The sequence below is a fragment of the Micromonospora narathiwatensis genome (assembly GCF_900089605.1).
In the GTDB taxonomy this organism is placed as follows: domain Bacteria; phylum Actinomycetota; class Actinomycetes; order Mycobacteriales; family Micromonosporaceae; genus Micromonospora; species Micromonospora narathiwatensis.
This window is the reverse complement of sequence record NZ_LT594324.1, coordinates 4,191,143-4,205,714: the sequence shown is the minus strand read 5'-3', so window position 1 is coordinate 4,205,714 and position 14,572 is coordinate 4,191,143. Positions and strand designations below refer to the sequence as shown.

Here is a 14,572-nt window from a genome sequence, read left to right as displayed (position 1 = left end):
GTGCGGATGGCGGTACTTTTCCCGATACGCGCGGTGATGGTTGACGGTCACGCCTCATGAAAGTAAGTTTCATCCGTGGCGAAGAGTCCGAAGATTTCTGCGAGTCACGAGCCCGGTGGACTGATCGTCCACATCAGTGGCCTGCTCCCGTCGCTGTCCCCGGCCGAGCAGCGGGTGGCCCGGCTGGTCGTCGCCGACCCGGCGGACGCCGCCCGGCGCACCATCACCGACCTCGCCACCGCCGCCGAGACCTCGGAGGCCACCGTCATCCGGTTCTGCCGGTCGGTCGGCATGGACGGCTACCCGCAGCTGCGGATCCGGCTCGCCGCCGAGGCCGCCCGCCGGGTCGAGCCGCCGGACGCCCGGGTGGTCGGCGGGGACATCCCGCCCGGCGCCGACCTGGCGCAGATCATCGCGACCATCGCGTTCAACGACGCCCGGGCCGTCGAGGAGACCGCCGAGCAGCTCGACCCGGCCGTCTGCGAGCAGGTGGTCGAGGCGATCGGCGCGGCCGGCCGGATCGACGTATACGGCGCCGGCGCCAGCGGCTTCGTCGCCTCCGACTTCCAGCAGAAGCTGCACCGCATCGGCCGGATCGCCTTCTACTTCCCCGACGTGCACACAGCGCTCACCTCGGCGGCCCTGCTCGGCCGGGGCGACGTCGCGGTCGGCATCTCGCACACCGGCACCACCTCCGACGTCATCGAGGTGCTGGAGCAGGCCCGGGAGCGGGGCGCCACCACCGTCGCGCTGACCAACTTCCCCCGCTCGCCGATCACCGAGGTGGCCGACTTCGTGCTCACCACGGCCGCCCGGGAGACCACCTACCGCTCCGGCGCCACGGCCAGCCGGCTCGCCCAGCTCACCGTCGTCGACTGCCTCTTCGTCGGGGTGGCCGCGCGGAGCCGGGCCAGGACCAGGAAGGCCCTGGAGGCGACCGCCGAGGCCGTCCGGTCGCACCGGGTGGGCGCCGGGCGGAGGCGCGGATGACGGCCGGCCGGCTGGACCGGGACGAGGTGGCCGCGGCGCGGCCGGTGGTACGGGTGGGCGCACCCACCGAGCGGCGTAATCCGGACAGCGTCGACCTCGACCTGATGTCGACCCGGGACGTGCTCACCGTCATCAACGAGGCGGACCGCCGGGTGCCCGCCGCGGTGGCCGCCGTCCTCGACGAGATCGCCGAGACCGTCGACCTGGCGGTCGCCGCGCTGCGCGGCGGGCACCGGGTGCACTACTTCGGCGCCGGCACCTCCGGCCGGCTCGGCGTGCTCGACGCCGCCGAGTTGGCGCCGACCTTCAACTCGCCGCGGCACTGGTTCTGCGCCCATCTCGCCGGCGGCCCGGACGCCATGTGGCGGGCCGTGGAGGACGCCGAGGACGACGAGCGCACCGGGGCCGCCGAGGCCGCCGAGTGCGTACGCCCCGGCGACCTGGTGGTCGGGCTGGCCGCCAGCGGGCGCACCCCGTACGTCCTGGGGGCGCTCGGCGCGTCCCGGGCGCAGGGGGCCTCGACGGTGCTGCTGTGCGCCAATCCGGAGGCCGGCGCCGCCTCGTCGGTGGACGTCTTCATCGGGGTGGACACCGGACCGGAGGTGGTCACCGGCTCGACCCGGATGAAGGCGGGCACCGCGCAGAAGCTGGTGCTCAACACGTTTTCCACGGCCGTGATGGTGCGCCTCGGCCGGGTCTACTCGAACCTCATGATCGACATGGTGGCCACCAACGCCAAGCTGCGCGGCCGGATGATCTCGATCCTGATGGAGGCCACCGGCTGCGCCGAGGAGGTTTGCCGGGCCGCGTTGGGGGAGGCCGACGGCGATCTCAAGACCGCGCTGGTCGCATTGGTCTCCGGCGCGGAGGTCCCGGCCGCCCGGGCCGCTCTGGCCCGTTCCGCCGACCAGGTACGCGGCGCGCTGGCCCTGCTCGCCTCCTGAGCCGTCCCCGTTCGGCTCCCGGCGCCCGTCCCGTTTTCCGTCCGCTTCGCCGCGATTTCGCCCCCGCTGGTGGCGGCGGCTGCCGGGTGCGACGCGCGTCACGTCGCCGGGGGGACGCGTTCCGCGCTGCGGATTGTTCAAGCAGGCGTGGGGTAATCCTCACCCGTGGCTGAACCGACCGGTCCTCCAGCGCGTATCTCGCAGTGACCAGGATCGCAATGCCGCGGTGACGCGGGTCGCTGTGTTCATGGATTTCGCAATGGTGCGATTGTCTGGGCGCACGACGATTCCGCTGCTCCGACGGGCGCTTCACCAGGCCGCACGCGAGCAGTCTGAGCAGGGACCCTGACAGCGAACGTGGACCTGGCTCTCAGCTAGCACTCAGGCATTCGTGACACTTTCGACTCACGACATGGAATCCCCGACGCGTCTCATCTGTTGTGTAGGTGTCAGCACCTACGGGCACAGCGGAGGTTACGGGGAGGGCTGATGGACGTGGGGATGGCAAGGAACCGGGCAACCGGCGCGAGCGAGGGGACCGTGGCAATCGTGGACAAGAACATCGGCATGCGTACCGACGAGGTCGCCGAGGAGCGGGACCTGGTCGGCGTCTACCTGCACGAGATCTCCCGGACGCCGCTGCTGGACGCCGCCAAGGAGGTCGACCTCTCCAAGGCCATCGAGGCCGGGCTCTACGCCGAGCACCTGCTCGGCGAGGACCGCGTCCCCGCCGGCGTGGAGCGGGAGGATCTGGAGCGGCTGGTCGTCGAGGGCGAGCGCGCGAAGGATCTCTTCATCCGCGCCAACCTGCGACTGGTCGTCTCGATCGCGCGTCGCTACGTGCGCTCCGGGATGCCCATGCTGGACCTGATCCAGGAGGGCAACACCGGCCTGGTCCGGGCGGTCGAGAAGTTCGACTACGAGCGCGGCTACAAGTTCTCCACCTACGCGACGTGGTGGATCCGTCAGGCCATCAGCCGGGCGATCGCCCAGCAGGAGCGGACCGTACGGCTGCCCGTGCACCTGGTCGAGGACGTCAACCGGATGCGGAACGTGACCCGGCAGCTCACCCGCGAGCTGGGCACCGACCCGGAGCCGGAGCAGATCGCGGCGGCGCTCGGCGTCACGGTCGAGCGGGTCGGCGAGCTGATCCGCTGGTCGCAGGACACCGTCTCGCTGGACACCCCGGTGGGCGACGACGGCGACACCAACCTCGGTGACCTGGTCGCCGACAGCGACGCCCCGTCGCCGGAGGACATCGTCCTCACCGGCCTGGAGCGGCAGCGGATCGAGGGCCTGCTCAACCACCTCGACGACCGCTCGGCCGGCATCATGCGGGCCCGCTACGGCCTGGAGGACGGCCGGGAGCACTCGCTGACCGAGGTCGCCTCGCGGTTCTCGCTCTCCCGGGAGCGGATCCGCCAGCTGGAGATCCAGGCCCTCGGCCGGCTGCGTGAGCTGGCCCGGGCCGAGGGGCTCCAGGCGGCCTGAGCTGGTAGTAATGACACACGAACGGCCGGCGTCCGATAGGGGGACGCCGGCCGTTCGTCGGTTTGCTGGGTCAGCGCACCCGGCCGTATCCGGCGATGGACATGATGTTCATGTCCCGCTTGTTGACGTTGCGGCCCGCGCTCGGCGCGTCGATGATCTGACCGCTGCCGACGTAGATGGCCACGTGGCCGAGGCCGGAGTAGAAGACCAGATCACCGGGCTGTAGCGAGCCGCGGCTGATCCGTGCCGTGGCGTCCCACTGCATCGCCGCGTTGTGCGGCAACGACTTCCCCGCCGCCCGCCAGGCGGCCAGCGTGAGCCCCGAGCAGTCGTAGCCCCCGGGGCCCTCGGCCCCGTAGACGTACGGCTTGCCGATCGCCCCGTACGCGTACCGCACCGCCACCCCGGCCGAGCCGGAGACGGCGGGGGCGCTGCCGGCGGAGCCGGTTTCTACGGGGGCCTCGGTGGCCCGCCCGTACGCCTGCCGGCGCAGCTGGTAGAGGCGGGCCAGGTCCGCCTCGATCTTATTCTTGCCGGCGACGAGCTGCTTCGCCTGCGCGGCCTGCTTGGCCAGCGTGGCGTCGAGCCGGGCCTTCTCGTTGATCAGCTTGCGCTGGCTCGTGGTGAAGCCGTCGATGGTCTGCTGGCGCTGGCGGGTCAGTTGGTCGAGCGTGCCCAGCCGTTCCGGCAGCGAGGTCTGCCCGCCCGGCTCCAGCAGGGCCCGGACGGTGCGCAGCCCACCGGTCTTGTACGCGGTGGCGGCGAGGACGCCGACGTCGGCGCGGCTCTGCTCGGCCTGTGCCTGCAACGGGCCGATCCTGGCCTGCAACGCCGCCGCGGTGGCCTTGTTGGCCTTGATCTCCTCGTTGAGCTTGTTGTAGGACTCGACGATTCGCTCCAGCTCAGTCGAGGACTTCTCGATCTGCTTCGTCAGCTCGGCGGGGGTGGGCTCGGCGCGAGCCACCGACGCCGGGGCGATCAGCGCGGCCGAGAGGCCGGCGAGCGCCAGCGAGCGCAGCAGGGTCCGTAAGGACGACAAGAGCGGAAAGCTCCTCTCCGACGCTCGCCGGGAGCGCACAGGCACCCGGCGACACCGGGCCGGGGCCATCCGGACGGATGGCGGTCGACCGGTCCGGCCTGCCCAACCTAACCCGTGACGGGTGTGGCGCGGAGTTGAAGCAGTGGCGAATGTTGGCAGAGTGTCAGGAAGTGCCGGTGATGGCGGTGACATCTTGTGACCTATTCATCACTCGTGGCTCGCGACGGGTTGGCCGAATGGGCGGATGATGCGGCTGGCCCGATTCGTCGTTCTGGGCGGATGTCGCCAGGCAACGCGCCGCAAAGTCATGACAAAGGCTGAAATCAGCTCTGTTTTACGGCGTGGCCCGGACCCCGAATGCCGCGCCGGCCTGCGGAAACAGCCGGCCGGGCTGGCACGGCCCCAACACAATGAAGCGCGGAACCGGGAATCCCGCCAGATGGCATCGACGCAGTTCGTCGCGGCGCGAGAAACCCGGCGCGCGATCCCCTGGAGGATGCCGTGCAGACCGATGGCTCCGCCACCCACCCGCCCCGGTCACCGCGGGCGACCGCCCCGACCCTGCTCTACGCCCGTCCGGGCATCCTCGTCACCGACCAGCGCTTCACCGTGGGCCGCAACAGTTGGCCGGTCGCGGAACTCACCCAGCTCTGGACCACCCGGGGGCCGCACGACCGGCTCGCCGTCCGGGCGGTCGCGGTCACCGCCGCCATGATCGGCGCGGTCGGGGTGCTGCTCGGCTTCACCGGCGGGCTGGAACGGCTCACCGCGACCGCGTACCTGGTGCTGGGCGTGGTCGGTCTGCTGCCGCTGGTGCTGGTGCTGATCGGCGACCGCTGGCGGCCCCCGGCGTACGAGCTGTGGGGCCGGCACCGGGGTGCCGAGGTGCTGCTGTTCAGCAGCGACGACGAGCGGCAGTTCGGCCAGGTCGCCCGGGCCCTCCAGCGAGCCCGGGAGGGCGCGCGCCAGGGCGGCTGGACGGACCCGCTGGCCTCCGCCGATCCGTGGCGGCCGAGGCGGTGACCGGCCGTCCGCCGGCGCTGGACGACCCGTGGCCTCAGCCGGCGACCGGCTCCGGGGTGCGGGGCTGCTCGGCGTCGGTCAGCCAGTGGCTCACCCGGCGCTCGGCGTAGAACGAGACGAACGGCACGGTGCCGGCCAGCATCACCAGCAGCATCCGCTTCAGCGGCCAGTCGGACCGGCGCGACAGGTCGAAGGTGGCGGCCAGGTAGAGCATGTAGAGCCAGCCGTGCGCGGTGCCGACCACGGCCACCACGGTCGGCTTGTCGAAGCCGTACTTCAACGGCATGCCGATCAGGACCAGCACGGCCAGCGCCACGCCCACGATCCAGGCGATCACGCGGTACCGGGTAAGGGCTCCGCCCACCTTCGTCCGTCCTTCCGAACCGGCGTCAGCCGGGGTAGTCACCGGGGCGCGCGCCCGGGTTGGCGTTCAACCATGACAGGTAGCGGTTGTAGTCGACGAGCTCGCCGTCCTCGGCGCCGGACGCCGAGGCGGCCGGCACGCGGTTGACCCGTACGGGCCGGCGTACCGCCGGGGTGGCGGCGGCCGGCTCGGGGCCGGCGGCGGCCGACGGCGCCGGGGACGGGTCCTCCGCGCGCCGGCGTCGCAGCGTGTGCCGCACCTCACGCCACCACACGAAGACCACGAAGCCGGCGAAGACCGGCCACTCGATCGCGTACCCGAAGCTCAGCGCGTTGCCCTCGGCGGCCCGGGTGACCTGCCACCAGCCGAGCCCGAGAAAGCCCACGACCAGCACGACCATGGCCACGTGGCGGGCGATCCACGCCGGTGTCCAGAGCCGTTCCATGCCATCGAGGGTACCGGGGTTGGCCGGGCTCTCCGACGCGGTGTCGTAGGTGGCGGGGTTTGGTGGCATCGCGGGTGGGCATCCGTCTAGACGCCAGCCCGAACGAGACGAGGGGGCGACGATGACCGAATCAGTACGCCGCACCGGTGGTGAGGCCAGCCCGGAGCAGCGGTTGCCCGAGTGGGACGGCGACCGTACCGGGACCGACGCCGCGCTCGACGACCTCGACGGCGCGCTGCTCGGGGTGGACCCCGCCGAGTTGGGCGACGAGGACCTGATCCGGGAGATGACCAGCCTGCACCGGACCCGGCTGGACACGCTGCGGCACGCCACCGACTCGGCGCTCGCCAACCACCTGCGCCGCACCGCCGAGCTGGAGACCGAGTACCTCGCCCGGCACCCGGGGCGGGAGGTCGACCCGAGCCGGCTGCGGGGCGTCTGATGGTGGCACACGCCGAGCGGGGGATGTCCGCGCCGCCCGAGGTGGTGTTCAACACGGCCATCGACCCGGACCGGGCGGCGGCGTGGCTGCCCGAACCGCTCCGGCTGGACGGCGGTCGCCGCCCGGAGCTGGTCAGCGTCGAGCAGCTGCGGGCCACCTGGTACAGCGACTCGGCGCCGGACTGGTCCGCGGAGATCCTGGTGGAGTCGGCCGACGCCGGCGGTGCCCGGGTCCGCCTGGACCTGGCCGGCGTGGACGCCGACGGACTGGCCGAGGAGACCCTGGCCAACCTCGCCCGCGAGGTGGCCGACAACCTGACCGCCGGCTGAGCCGGCGCCGCCACGAGCACCGAGGAGGCCGGGTGACCGGGAGTGGCCTGAAACAGAGGGTGGCGCGCCTGCGCCAGGCGTACGCACCACACGAACACCGGCCGCTGGGCGGCTACCTGGTGGCGATGGGCACGTACGCGACAGTCACCGCGTCGCTGGTCGGGCTGGTCCGGCTGACCGGCCGGCCGGTGCCGCAGCGGCCCGCACCGGGTGACGTGATGCTGCTCTGCGTCGCGACCCACAAGCTCAGCCGACTGCTGTCCAAGGACGCCATCACCAGCCCGCTGCGGGCGCCGTTCACCCGCTACGACCGCCCGATCGGCAGCGGCGAGGTGATGGAGCAGGTCCGGGACCAGGGCAGTCCCACCCGCCACGCCCTCGGTGAGCTGCTGAGCTGCCCGTTCTGCCTGGCGGTCTGGGTGGCGACCGGGCTGACCGGGGGACTGGTGCTGGCGCCCCGGCTGACCCGGCTGGTCGCCACCGCGCTGACCGCGGTCGCCGCCTCCGACTTCCTCCAGATGGGGTACGCCGTCGCCCAGCACGCCGCCGAGGGCGGTCACCACGGCCAGTGACCCGCGACGGCGTCAGGTCGCCACGGTGGGGCCGGCGCGCTGCGTCGGCCCCACCGCTCGTACCGCTCAGGTGGGGGTCGTGCCGTGGTCCTCGCCGGCCCAACCGCGCGCCGCCTCCGGCTCCCGCTCGTCCTCGTCAGCCCCGGTGACCACGTCCCGGTCCACGGCGGTGCGGTCGTGCTCCTCGGCGAAGTCCGGCTCGGGCACCGTGCCCCGGCCCTCCGGCGGCTGGCCGAGCGCCGGTGGGTGCTCGCGTCGTCCCTCGTTACGCTCCGTCATTCCCTGTCCTCTCCGTCCGGGGGCAAGCGGGCAGCCGTCCGGGGCACGTCCGCGGTTGCGCCTCAGGCCACGGTCCCGCCCAGCAGGTCGGCCACCTCGTCGACGGCGTACTCGCCCTGGGGGAGCGCGGCGACCCTGGAGAGCAGCTCCGCGGGGAGTTCGGCGGCGACCGCCCGGCGGTAGATGTCCGCCTGGCTGATCCGCTCCTGGCCGTGGTAGATGTCGTCGAGCAGTTCGTCGAGCAGCCGGGTGTCGGGCTGCTCGGTCACGGGCGCGTCGTCGGTCACGCCGGTCAGCTACCCGGGCCCGAATCGGTCAAACGTCGCCGCCCTCGCCGTGGGCGGCGTGCCGGCGCGTCCGCCCATGGCCGCTGGCGGGAGGGCCAGCCGGCGACCCGCACAGCGACGTCCAGCGCCGCCCTGGCCGGGGCCGGGGCGGCGCTGTCTCGTCCGGTGGGCCGGGAATCGGGTTCAGGCGGAGGCGGGGAGGCTGGCGCGGCGGGTACGGACCGACTGCGCCAGCTCGGTGAGGACCTCGGTGGTCGTGTCCCAGCCGAGGCAGCCGTCGGTGATCGACATGCCGTACGTCAGCTCCCGGGTGGGGTCGAGTTCCTGGCGGCCGGGCTGGAGGAAGCTCTCCAGCATGATGCCGACGATGCCGCGCTGGCCGGCGGCCAGTTGGGCGGCCACATCGGCGGCGACGAGCGGCTGGCGGCGGTGGTCCTTACCGCTGTTGGCGTGGCTGGCGTCGACGACCACGCGCTCGGGCAGGCCGGCGGCACGCAGCAGGTCGAGGGCTCCGGCCACCGACTCGGCGTCGTAGTTCGGCCGGCCGCCCCCGCCGCGCAGCACCAGGTGGCCGTCGGCGTTGCCCCGGGTGTGCATGATCGCCGGAGTGCCGGAGACGTCGATGCCGGGGAAGACGTGGGGCACGCCGGCCGCCCGGATCGCGTCCACCGCGGTGGAGATGCTGCCGTCGGGGCGGTTCTTCATGCCGATCGGCATGGACAGCCCGGAGGCGAGCTGCCGGTGCACCTGGCTCTCCACCGTCCGGGCGCCGATCGCCCCCCAGGCCACGGTGTCGGCGATGTACTGCGGGGTGATCGGGTCGAGGAACTCGCAGCCCACCGGCAGACCGAGGCGCAGCACGTCGAGCAGGAGCGCGCGGGCGGTCCGCAGGCCGGTGTTCACGTCGCCCGACCCGTCCAGCCCCGGGTCGTTGATCAGGCCCTTCCAGCCCACCGTCGAGCGCGGCTTCTCGAAGTAGACCCGCATCACCACCAGCAGGTCGTCGGCGAGCCGGTCGGCCGTTTCGCGCAGCCGGCCCGCGTACTCGAGGGCGGCGGCGGGGTCGTGCACCGAGCACGGGCCGACCACGACCAGCAGCCGGTCGTCGGCGCGGTCCAGCACCCGGCCGACGGCGCGCCGGCCGGCCACCACGGCCTCGGCGAGCGCCGCGTCCAGCGGCAGATGGTGGTGCAGCAGGGCCGGAGTGGTCAGCGGCACGACACGGTCGATCCGCTGGTCGATGACCCGATGGGCGTCCGGGGTCGTCACGGTGGGGTTCCTTCCGCCGACCGTGCCTCGGGGCCGGCGCCCGAGGTCGAGCCGGCTGCTCGTACGCGAAAAGGGCAGGGAAACCATCCCTGCCCGGCCGGCTCGAAGAGGAGTGACGTCAGCTCATGGCGAGGTCACCGGCTCCTCCAGCCGGCTGCCTAAACCATCGATACGACCGCGTCACGCCGGCCAGCGTACCCCGACGTGCCGGGAAAGTCGCGCTCCGTTCCGCACTGCGGTACACGGGGTATGCGGAGTGCATGAGTCACGAGCAGAGCGAGCAGGAACGGATCGAGTCCCGCGCCCAACTGCTGCCCGAGGAGGTCGCGGCGGGCAGCGAGGACCCGGAGGCGCAGGCCGACGCGATCCTCACCGAATCGGACATCCGGGAGGACACCGACGTCGCCGAGGACACCACCCTGGAGCACCGCACGTCGGATCAGACGGTGACCCCGAGCGAACCGCCGGACTGAGCGGGGAAGGCGGCGCGTACCCGGCACGGGCCGAGGATGCTCCCCGCTCGTCACCTTTCCGCCCGTGAGATCGGATAGCGTCGTGCCATGCCCGACAGCGGTTACCCCTGGCCCATCGAGACGACCCGACTTGACAACGGCCTACGCGTGGTGGTGAGCGAGGACCGTACCGCCCCGGCCGTCGCCGTCAACCTCTGGTACGACGTGGGCTCCCGGCACGAACCGGAGGGACAGACCGGTTTCGCCCACCTCTTCGAGCACCTCATGTTCGAGGGCTCGGTGAACGTGGCGAAGACCGAGCACATGCGGTTCATCCAGGGATCCGGCGGATCGCTGAACGCCACCACCAACCCGGACCGGACCAACTACTTCGAGACCGTCCCGGCCGAACACCTGGAGCTGGCGCTCTGGCTGGAGGCCGACCGGATGGGCGGCCTGGTGCCGGCGCTGACCCAGCAGACGCTGGACAACCAGCGGGACGTGGTCAAGAACGAGCGCCGCCAGCGGTACGAGAACGTCCCGTACGGCGACGCCTGGCTGCGGCTGCTGCCGCTGCTCTACCCGCCGGGCCACCCGTACCACCACGCGACGATCGGGTCGATGGCCGACCTGAACGCCGCCGGCCTGCCCACCTTCCAGGCGTTCCACGAGACGTACTACGCGCCGAACAACGCGGTGCTCACCGTGGTCGGCGACACCACCGCCGCCGAGGTGTTCGCGCTGGCCGACAAGTACTTCGGCGGCGTCCCCCCGCGCGCCGACATCCCCGCCGCGCCGGACGGGCGGACGGTTCCGGCGACCGGGCGGCCGGCGGTGGAGACGGTCACCGCCGACGTGCCCGCCCCCCGGGTGTACGTCGCGCACCGCACCCACCGGTTCGGCACCCCCGGGTACGACGTGACCACCGTGCTCGCCACCGTCCTGGGCAGCGGCCGGGGCAGCCGGCTCTACCAGCGCCTCGCCGACGGGGAGCGGATCGCCCAGCCGGACCTGGTCGGGGCGTACGGGGTGGACCTGGCGCACGGCCCCGCCCCGCTGATCGCCACCGTCACGGCTCGCCCCGGGGTGACCGCCGAGCGGCTGCGCGACGGGCTGGCCGAGGTGGTCGACGAGCTGACCACCGTGCCGGTGACCGCCGCCGAGCTGGACCGCGCCAAGGCGCTGCTGAGCACCCTGTGGTGGCGGCAGATGTCCACGGTGGACGGCCGGGCCGACACGCTCGGCCGGTACGCCACCCAGTTCGGTGACCCGGCGAAGGCCGGCGAGCGGCTGCCCGCCTGGCTCGCCGTCACCGCCGAGCAGATCGCCGAGCAGGCCGCCGAGCTGCTCGGCGCCGCCGACCGGGTGACCCTGATCTACCAGCCCGAGGAGAAGCCATGACGCTGATCACCACCCGTCCCGGGCCGGGCGCCGCCCGCCCGTACCGGTTCCCGCAGGTGGTCCGCCGGGCCGTCGCGGGCGGGCAGGTCGTCGCCGCGCACCTGCCGGGGCAGAACCTCGCGGTCGCGCTGCTGCTCCTCGACGGGGGCGCCGGCCGGGAGCCGGTCGGCAAGGAAGGGCTGGGCGCGGTGCTCGCCAAGGCCCTGGAGGAGGGCACCGGGCAGCGCGACGCCACCGCGTACGCCCTGGCGATCGAGGCGCTCGGCACCGAGCTGGTGACCGGGCTGGACTGGGACTCGTTCCAGGTCAGCGTGCAGGTGCCGGTGGACCGGCTGAACGCCGCCGTCGAGCTGCTCGCCGAGGCCGTCCGTACTCCGAAGCTCGACCCGGCCGACGTGCTGCGGGTCCGTGACGACGAGGCGACCGCGCTGCGGATGGACTGGGCCAACCCGGGCCCGCGGGCGGACGCCGTGCTGCGCGCCGAGCTGTTCGGCGTGGACAACCGCTGGGGCCGCCCGATGTACGGCGATCCGGAGAGCGTGGCCGCGCTCGACGTGGACGACGTGACCGTCTTCCACTCGGAGTGGTTCATCCGCCCGGGGACGCTGATCGTCGCCGGTGACCTGGACCGGATCGACCTCGACGCGCTCGGCGCGGCGGCGTTCGCCGGCACCGCGGGCGGGGCGGTGGAGCCGGGCGGCCCGATCGAGGTGCCGCTGCCCGACCGGCGGCGGGTCATCCTGGTCGACCGTCCCGGCTCGGTGCAGTCCACCCTCCGCATCGGGCACCCGTCCCCGCACCGCGCCCATCCGGACCACGTGCCGATGACGCTCGCCGGCACGGTGCTCGGCGGTGCGTTCACCTCCCGGCTCAACCACCTGATCCGCGAGGTGCACGGCTACACGTACGGCATCCGTGGCGACTTCGCCTCGTCCCGCCGGTTCGGCCGGTTCGCGATCAGCTCCGGGGTGCAGACCGCGGTGACCGCGCCGGCCCTGGTGGAGGCGGTCGGCGAGGTCTCGCGTACCCAGTTGACCGGGGTGACCGAGGACGAGCTGGCGGTGGCCCGCTCGTGGCGGGCCGGCCAGCTCTCGGTCGAGTTGCAGACGCCGCGGGCGATCGCGTCGGCGCTGACCACGCTGGTGGTGCACGACCTGCCGGACGACTACCACGCCCGGCTGCGCGAGGCGCTGCTCGCCGCCGACGTGGACCAGGTCTCCGCGGCGGCCGGAGCGCACCTGCACCCGGAGTCGCTCACCGTGGTCGTCGAGGGCGACTCGGCGATCATCCGCGACGAGCTGGTCGCCGCCAACCTCGGCGAGGTGGTCGACCACACCCCCTGACCCCTGAACCCGCCCGGGATCTTGGTACGAGACGGCCCCCGCGGGGGTCCTTTCGTACCCAAGATCTGCCCGGGTCGGGTGTGATTCGGGTCGCGGTTGGGGGACGTGAGGGTGTGGGGGCGGGTGGGGATGCTTCGGCGGGGTGGGCGGACGGCGGGTGATCTTCCGGGGCGAACCGTGCCGGAGCGCTGTCGTTGCAGGTGACGGGGGCGGCCGCCGGGCGGCGGGAGCGTCGGCCGGCGGCCCGCGCGGTGGGAAAGGCTTCCCGGTCCGGCCGCCCGGCTGGGTAGCCTCGCGGGCATGAGGATCGGCATTGTGGGGGCCACCGGCCAGGTCGGTGGCGTGATGCGGCAGGTGCTGGCGGAGCGGGAGTTCCCGGCGGAGCAGGTGCGGTTGTTCGCCTCGGCGCGGTCGGCCGGGCGCACCCTGCCCTGGCGGGACGGCGAGGTCACCGTCGAGGACGCGGCCACCGCGGACTACCGCGGGCTGGACATCGTGCTCTTCTCGGCCGGCAAGGGCACCGCCCGGGAGTTGGCGCCCCGGGTCGCCGAGGCCGGCGCGGTGGTCATCGACAACTCGTCGGCGTTCCGGATGGATCCGGAGGTGCCGCTGGTGGTCGCCGAGGTCAACCCGCACGCCGTCGGCGCCCGGCCGAAGGGCATCGTGGCCAACCCGAACTGCACCACCATGGCCGCGATGCCGGTGCTGCGTCCGCTGCACCAGGAGGCCGAACTGGTCAGCCTGGTCGTCGCCACCTATCAGGCGGTGTCCGGCGCCGGCCTGGCCGGGGTGGCCGAGCTGGACGAGCAGGTTCGCAAGGTCGCCGAGCACGCCGCCGGGCTCGCCTTCGACGGCGCGGCCGTCGAGTTCCCCGCGCCGCGCTCGTTCGCCCGCCCGATCGCCTTCAACGTGCTTCCGCTGGCCGGCTCGATCGTCGACGACGGTTCCTCCGAGACCGACGAGGAGCAGAAGCTACGCAACGAGAGCCGCAAGATCCTGGAGATCCCCGAGCTGAAGGTCTCCGGCACCTGCGTCCGGGTGCCGGTCTTCACCGGCCACTCGCTCCAGATCAACGCCCGGTTCGCCCGCCCGATCACCCCGGCCCGCGCCCGCGAACTGCTCGACGGCGCGCCGGGCGTGGCGCTGGCCGACGTGCCGACCCCGCTCGACGCGGCCGGCCAGGACCCGACGTACGTCGGGCGGATCCGGGCCGACGAGACGGTCGAGCACGGGCTGGCCCTCTTCTGCTCGAACGACAACCTGCGCAAGGGCGCCGCGCTCAACGCGGTGCAGCTCGCCGAGCTGGTCGCCGCCGAGCGTCGCTGAGCCGCCCGGGTGCCCGGCCGATGGTCGGGCACCCGGCCCCGAAATACGGTGAGATGGTGGCGACCACGACCAGTCGACGCGGGAGACCCGAATGACGGACGAGCAGACCCGGCAGGCCCTGACCGACCTCATCGCGAGCCGCTGGCTCGGCACCCTCGCCACCATCAAACGGGACGGCCGACCCCAGCTGTCCAACGTGGTCTACTCCTTCGACCGGGAGCAGGGCCTGATCCGGGTCTCGGTCACCGACGGCCGGGCCAAGACCGCCAACCTGCGCCGCGACCCCCGGGCCAGCTTCCAGGTCAGCAGCCAGGACGGCTGGGCGTACGCGGTGGCGGAGGCGCGGGCCGAGCTGACCCCGGTGGCCGAGCGGCCGGACGACCCGACGGTCGAGGAACTGGTCGGGATCTACCGGGCGGTGCAGGGCGAGCACCCGGACTGGGACGACTTCCGGCGGGCCATGGTCGCCGAGCGCCGGCTCGTGCTGCGGCTGCATGTCGAGCGCGTCTACGGAATGCCTCCCCGCGGCTGACCCGCGCCCGCGCGGCGCTGCCCCCGCCATCGCTGAACCCGGGC

Annotated in this window: 18 protein-coding genes; 12 read left to right on the top strand and 6 right to left on the bottom strand. The window is 73.1% G+C overall.

The window, feature by feature from the left end:
* Positions 1 to 75 precede the first annotated feature (75 nt).
* From GA0070621_RS18070 to GA0070621_RS18060, 3 genes are all read left to right on the top strand, one after another.
* On the top strand, positions 76 to 990 hold the full coding sequence (locus GA0070621_RS18070; RefSeq protein ID WP_091197319.1) for a MurR/RpiR family transcriptional regulator: 915 nt from the start codon (positions 76 to 78) through the stop codon (positions 988 to 990).
* Positions 987 to 1,934 (top strand): N-acetylmuramic acid 6-phosphate etherase, encoded by a 948-nt coding sequence (locus GA0070621_RS18065; RefSeq protein WP_091197316.1) that lies wholly within the window; start codon positions 987 to 989, stop codon positions 1,932 to 1,934. The genes GA0070621_RS18070 and GA0070621_RS18065 overlap by 4 nt, the downstream gene beginning before the upstream one ends.
* Before the next feature lie 501 nt (positions 1,935 to 2,435).
* Positions 2,436 to 3,425 carry a sigma-70 family RNA polymerase sigma factor gene (locus tag GA0070621_RS18060; RefSeq protein ID WP_197674080.1) on the top strand — a complete coding sequence of 330 codons (990 nt, stop codon included), beginning with the start codon at positions 2,436 to 2,438 and terminating at the stop codon, positions 3,423 to 3,425.
* A gap of 70 nt (positions 3,426 to 3,495) precedes the next feature.
* Here GA0070621_RS18060 and GA0070621_RS18055 read toward each other — a convergent pair whose 3' ends face one another.
* Positions 3,496 to 4,464 carry a C40 family peptidase gene (locus tag GA0070621_RS18055; RefSeq protein ID WP_091197311.1) on the bottom strand — a complete coding sequence of 323 codons (969 nt, stop codon included), beginning with the start codon at positions 4,462 to 4,464 and terminating at the stop codon, positions 3,496 to 3,498.
* A 501-nt stretch (positions 4,465 to 4,965) separates the two neighbouring features.
* On the opposite strand from GA0070621_RS18055, the gene GA0070621_RS18050 reads away from it, so the two are divergent.
* Entirely contained in the window at positions 4,966 to 5,487 is a 522-nt protein-coding gene (locus GA0070621_RS18050; protein ID WP_091197306.1) for a DUF6232 family protein, read from the top strand.
* Between the two features lie 34 nt (positions 5,488 to 5,521).
* Here the strand turns inward: GA0070621_RS18050 and GA0070621_RS18045 are convergent, their stop codons facing one another.
* Entirely contained in the window at positions 5,522 to 5,851 is a 330-nt protein-coding gene (locus GA0070621_RS18045; protein WP_091197303.1) for a DUF3817 domain-containing protein, read from the bottom strand.
* Between the two features lie 25 nt (positions 5,852 to 5,876).
* Positions 5,877 to 6,296 (bottom strand): hypothetical protein, encoded by a 420-nt coding sequence (locus GA0070621_RS18040; protein WP_091202584.1) that lies wholly within the window; start codon positions 6,294 to 6,296, stop codon positions 5,877 to 5,879.
* 121 nt (positions 6,297 to 6,417) lie between these two features.
* Here GA0070621_RS18040 and GA0070621_RS18035 point away from each other — a divergent pair, with 121 nt between their 5' ends.
* Genes GA0070621_RS18035 through GA0070621_RS18025 form a run of 3 tightly spaced genes read left to right on the top strand, consistent with a single transcriptional unit; the run spans position 6,418 to position 7,639 of the window.
* Entirely contained in the window at positions 6,418 to 6,738 is a 321-nt protein-coding gene (locus tag GA0070621_RS18035; RefSeq protein WP_091197301.1) for a DUF6158 family protein, read from the top strand.
* A gap of 2 nt (positions 6,739 to 6,740) precedes the next feature.
* The gene (locus GA0070621_RS18030; RefSeq protein WP_197674079.1) at positions 6,741 to 7,067 is read left to right on the top strand and encodes a hypothetical protein; all 327 of its coding nucleotides are present in this window, start codon (positions 6,741 to 6,743) and stop codon (positions 7,065 to 7,067) included.
* 32 nt (positions 7,068 to 7,099) lie between these two features.
* Entirely contained in the window at positions 7,100 to 7,639 is a 540-nt protein-coding gene (locus GA0070621_RS18025; RefSeq protein ID WP_091197296.1) for a DUF1360 domain-containing protein, read from the top strand.
* 66 nt (positions 7,640 to 7,705) lie between these two features.
* Here GA0070621_RS18025 and GA0070621_RS18020 read toward each other — a convergent pair whose 3' ends face one another.
* From GA0070621_RS18020 to GA0070621_RS18010, 3 genes are all read right to left on the bottom strand, one after another.
* Complete coding sequence (locus GA0070621_RS18020) at positions 7,706 to 7,918, bottom strand: hypothetical protein (RefSeq protein ID WP_091197293.1); 213 nt, start codon at positions 7,916 to 7,918, stop codon at positions 7,706 to 7,708.
* A gap of 62 nt (positions 7,919 to 7,980) precedes the next feature.
* Positions 7,981 to 8,214, bottom strand: coding sequence for a hypothetical protein (locus tag GA0070621_RS18015; RefSeq protein ID WP_407940353.1), 234 nt, complete (start codon positions 8,212 to 8,214; stop codon positions 7,981 to 7,983).
* A 174-nt stretch (positions 8,215 to 8,388) separates the two neighbouring features.
* Complete coding sequence (locus GA0070621_RS18010) at positions 8,389 to 9,474, bottom strand: 3-deoxy-7-phosphoheptulonate synthase (protein ID WP_091197287.1); 1,086 nt, start codon at positions 9,472 to 9,474, stop codon at positions 8,389 to 8,391.
* A gap of 260 nt (positions 9,475 to 9,734) precedes the next feature.
* Between GA0070621_RS18010 and GA0070621_RS18005 the strand changes: the two genes are divergently transcribed.
* The 5 genes from GA0070621_RS18005 (at position 9,735) to GA0070621_RS17985 (ending at position 14,528) form a co-directional block, all read left to right on the top strand.
* Positions 9,735 to 9,947 carry a hypothetical protein gene (locus tag GA0070621_RS18005; RefSeq protein ID WP_091197285.1) on the top strand — a complete coding sequence of 71 codons (213 nt, stop codon included), beginning with the start codon at positions 9,735 to 9,737 and terminating at the stop codon, positions 9,945 to 9,947.
* Between the two features lie 87 nt (positions 9,948 to 10,034).
* On the top strand, positions 10,035 to 11,327 hold the full coding sequence (locus GA0070621_RS18000; RefSeq protein WP_091197282.1) for a M16 family metallopeptidase: 1,293 nt from the start codon (positions 10,035 to 10,037) through the stop codon (positions 11,325 to 11,327).
* Positions 11,324 to 12,670: a M16 family metallopeptidase gene (locus tag GA0070621_RS17995; protein ID WP_091197280.1), complete on the top strand. Its 1,347-nt coding sequence runs from the start codon at positions 11,324 to 11,326 to the stop codon at positions 12,668 to 12,670. Before GA0070621_RS18000 ends, GA0070621_RS17995 begins: the two co-directional genes overlap by 4 nt.
* A gap of 300 nt (positions 12,671 to 12,970) precedes the next feature.
* Entirely contained in the window at positions 12,971 to 13,996 is a 1,026-nt protein-coding gene (locus GA0070621_RS17990; RefSeq protein WP_091197277.1) for an aspartate-semialdehyde dehydrogenase, read from the top strand.
* Between the two features lie 91 nt (positions 13,997 to 14,087).
* Positions 14,088 to 14,528, top strand: coding sequence for a PPOX class F420-dependent oxidoreductase (locus tag GA0070621_RS17985; protein ID WP_091197275.1), 441 nt, complete (start codon positions 14,088 to 14,090; stop codon positions 14,526 to 14,528).
* Positions 14,529 to 14,572 lie beyond the last annotated feature (44 nt).

Excerpts from the sequence above, each read along its gene's own strand:
- GA0070621_RS18065 (WP_091197316.1), top strand. The coding sequence starts at position 987 with ATGACGGCCGGCCGGCTGGACCGGGACGAGGTGGCCGCGGCGCGGCCG.
- GA0070621_RS18060 (WP_197674080.1), top strand. The coding sequence starts at position 2,436 with ATGGCAAGGAACCGGGCAACCGGCGCGAGCGAGGGGACCGTGGCAATC.
- GA0070621_RS18040 (WP_091202584.1), bottom strand. The coding sequence starts at position 6,296 with ATGGAACGGCTCTGGACACCGGCGTGGATCGCCCGCCACGTGGCCATG.
- GA0070621_RS18035 (WP_091197301.1), top strand. The coding sequence starts at position 6,418 with ATGACCGAATCAGTACGCCGCACCGGTGGTGAGGCCAGCCCGGAGCAG.
- GA0070621_RS18020 (WP_091197293.1), bottom strand. The coding sequence starts at position 7,918 with ATGACGGAGCGTAACGAGGGACGACGCGAGCACCCACCGGCGCTCGGC.
- GA0070621_RS18005 (WP_091197285.1), top strand. The coding sequence starts at position 9,735 with ATGAGTCACGAGCAGAGCGAGCAGGAACGGATCGAGTCCCGCGCCCAA.
- GA0070621_RS18000 (WP_091197282.1), top strand. The coding sequence starts at position 10,035 with ATGCCCGACAGCGGTTACCCCTGGCCCATCGAGACGACCCGACTTGAC.
- GA0070621_RS17995 (WP_091197280.1), top strand. The coding sequence starts at position 11,324 with ATGACGCTGATCACCACCCGTCCCGGGCCGGGCGCCGCCCGCCCGTAC.
- GA0070621_RS17990 (WP_091197277.1), top strand. The coding sequence starts at position 12,971 with ATGAGGATCGGCATTGTGGGGGCCACCGGCCAGGTCGGTGGCGTGATG.
- GA0070621_RS17985 (WP_091197275.1), top strand. The coding sequence starts at position 14,088 with ATGACGGACGAGCAGACCCGGCAGGCCCTGACCGACCTCATCGCGAGC.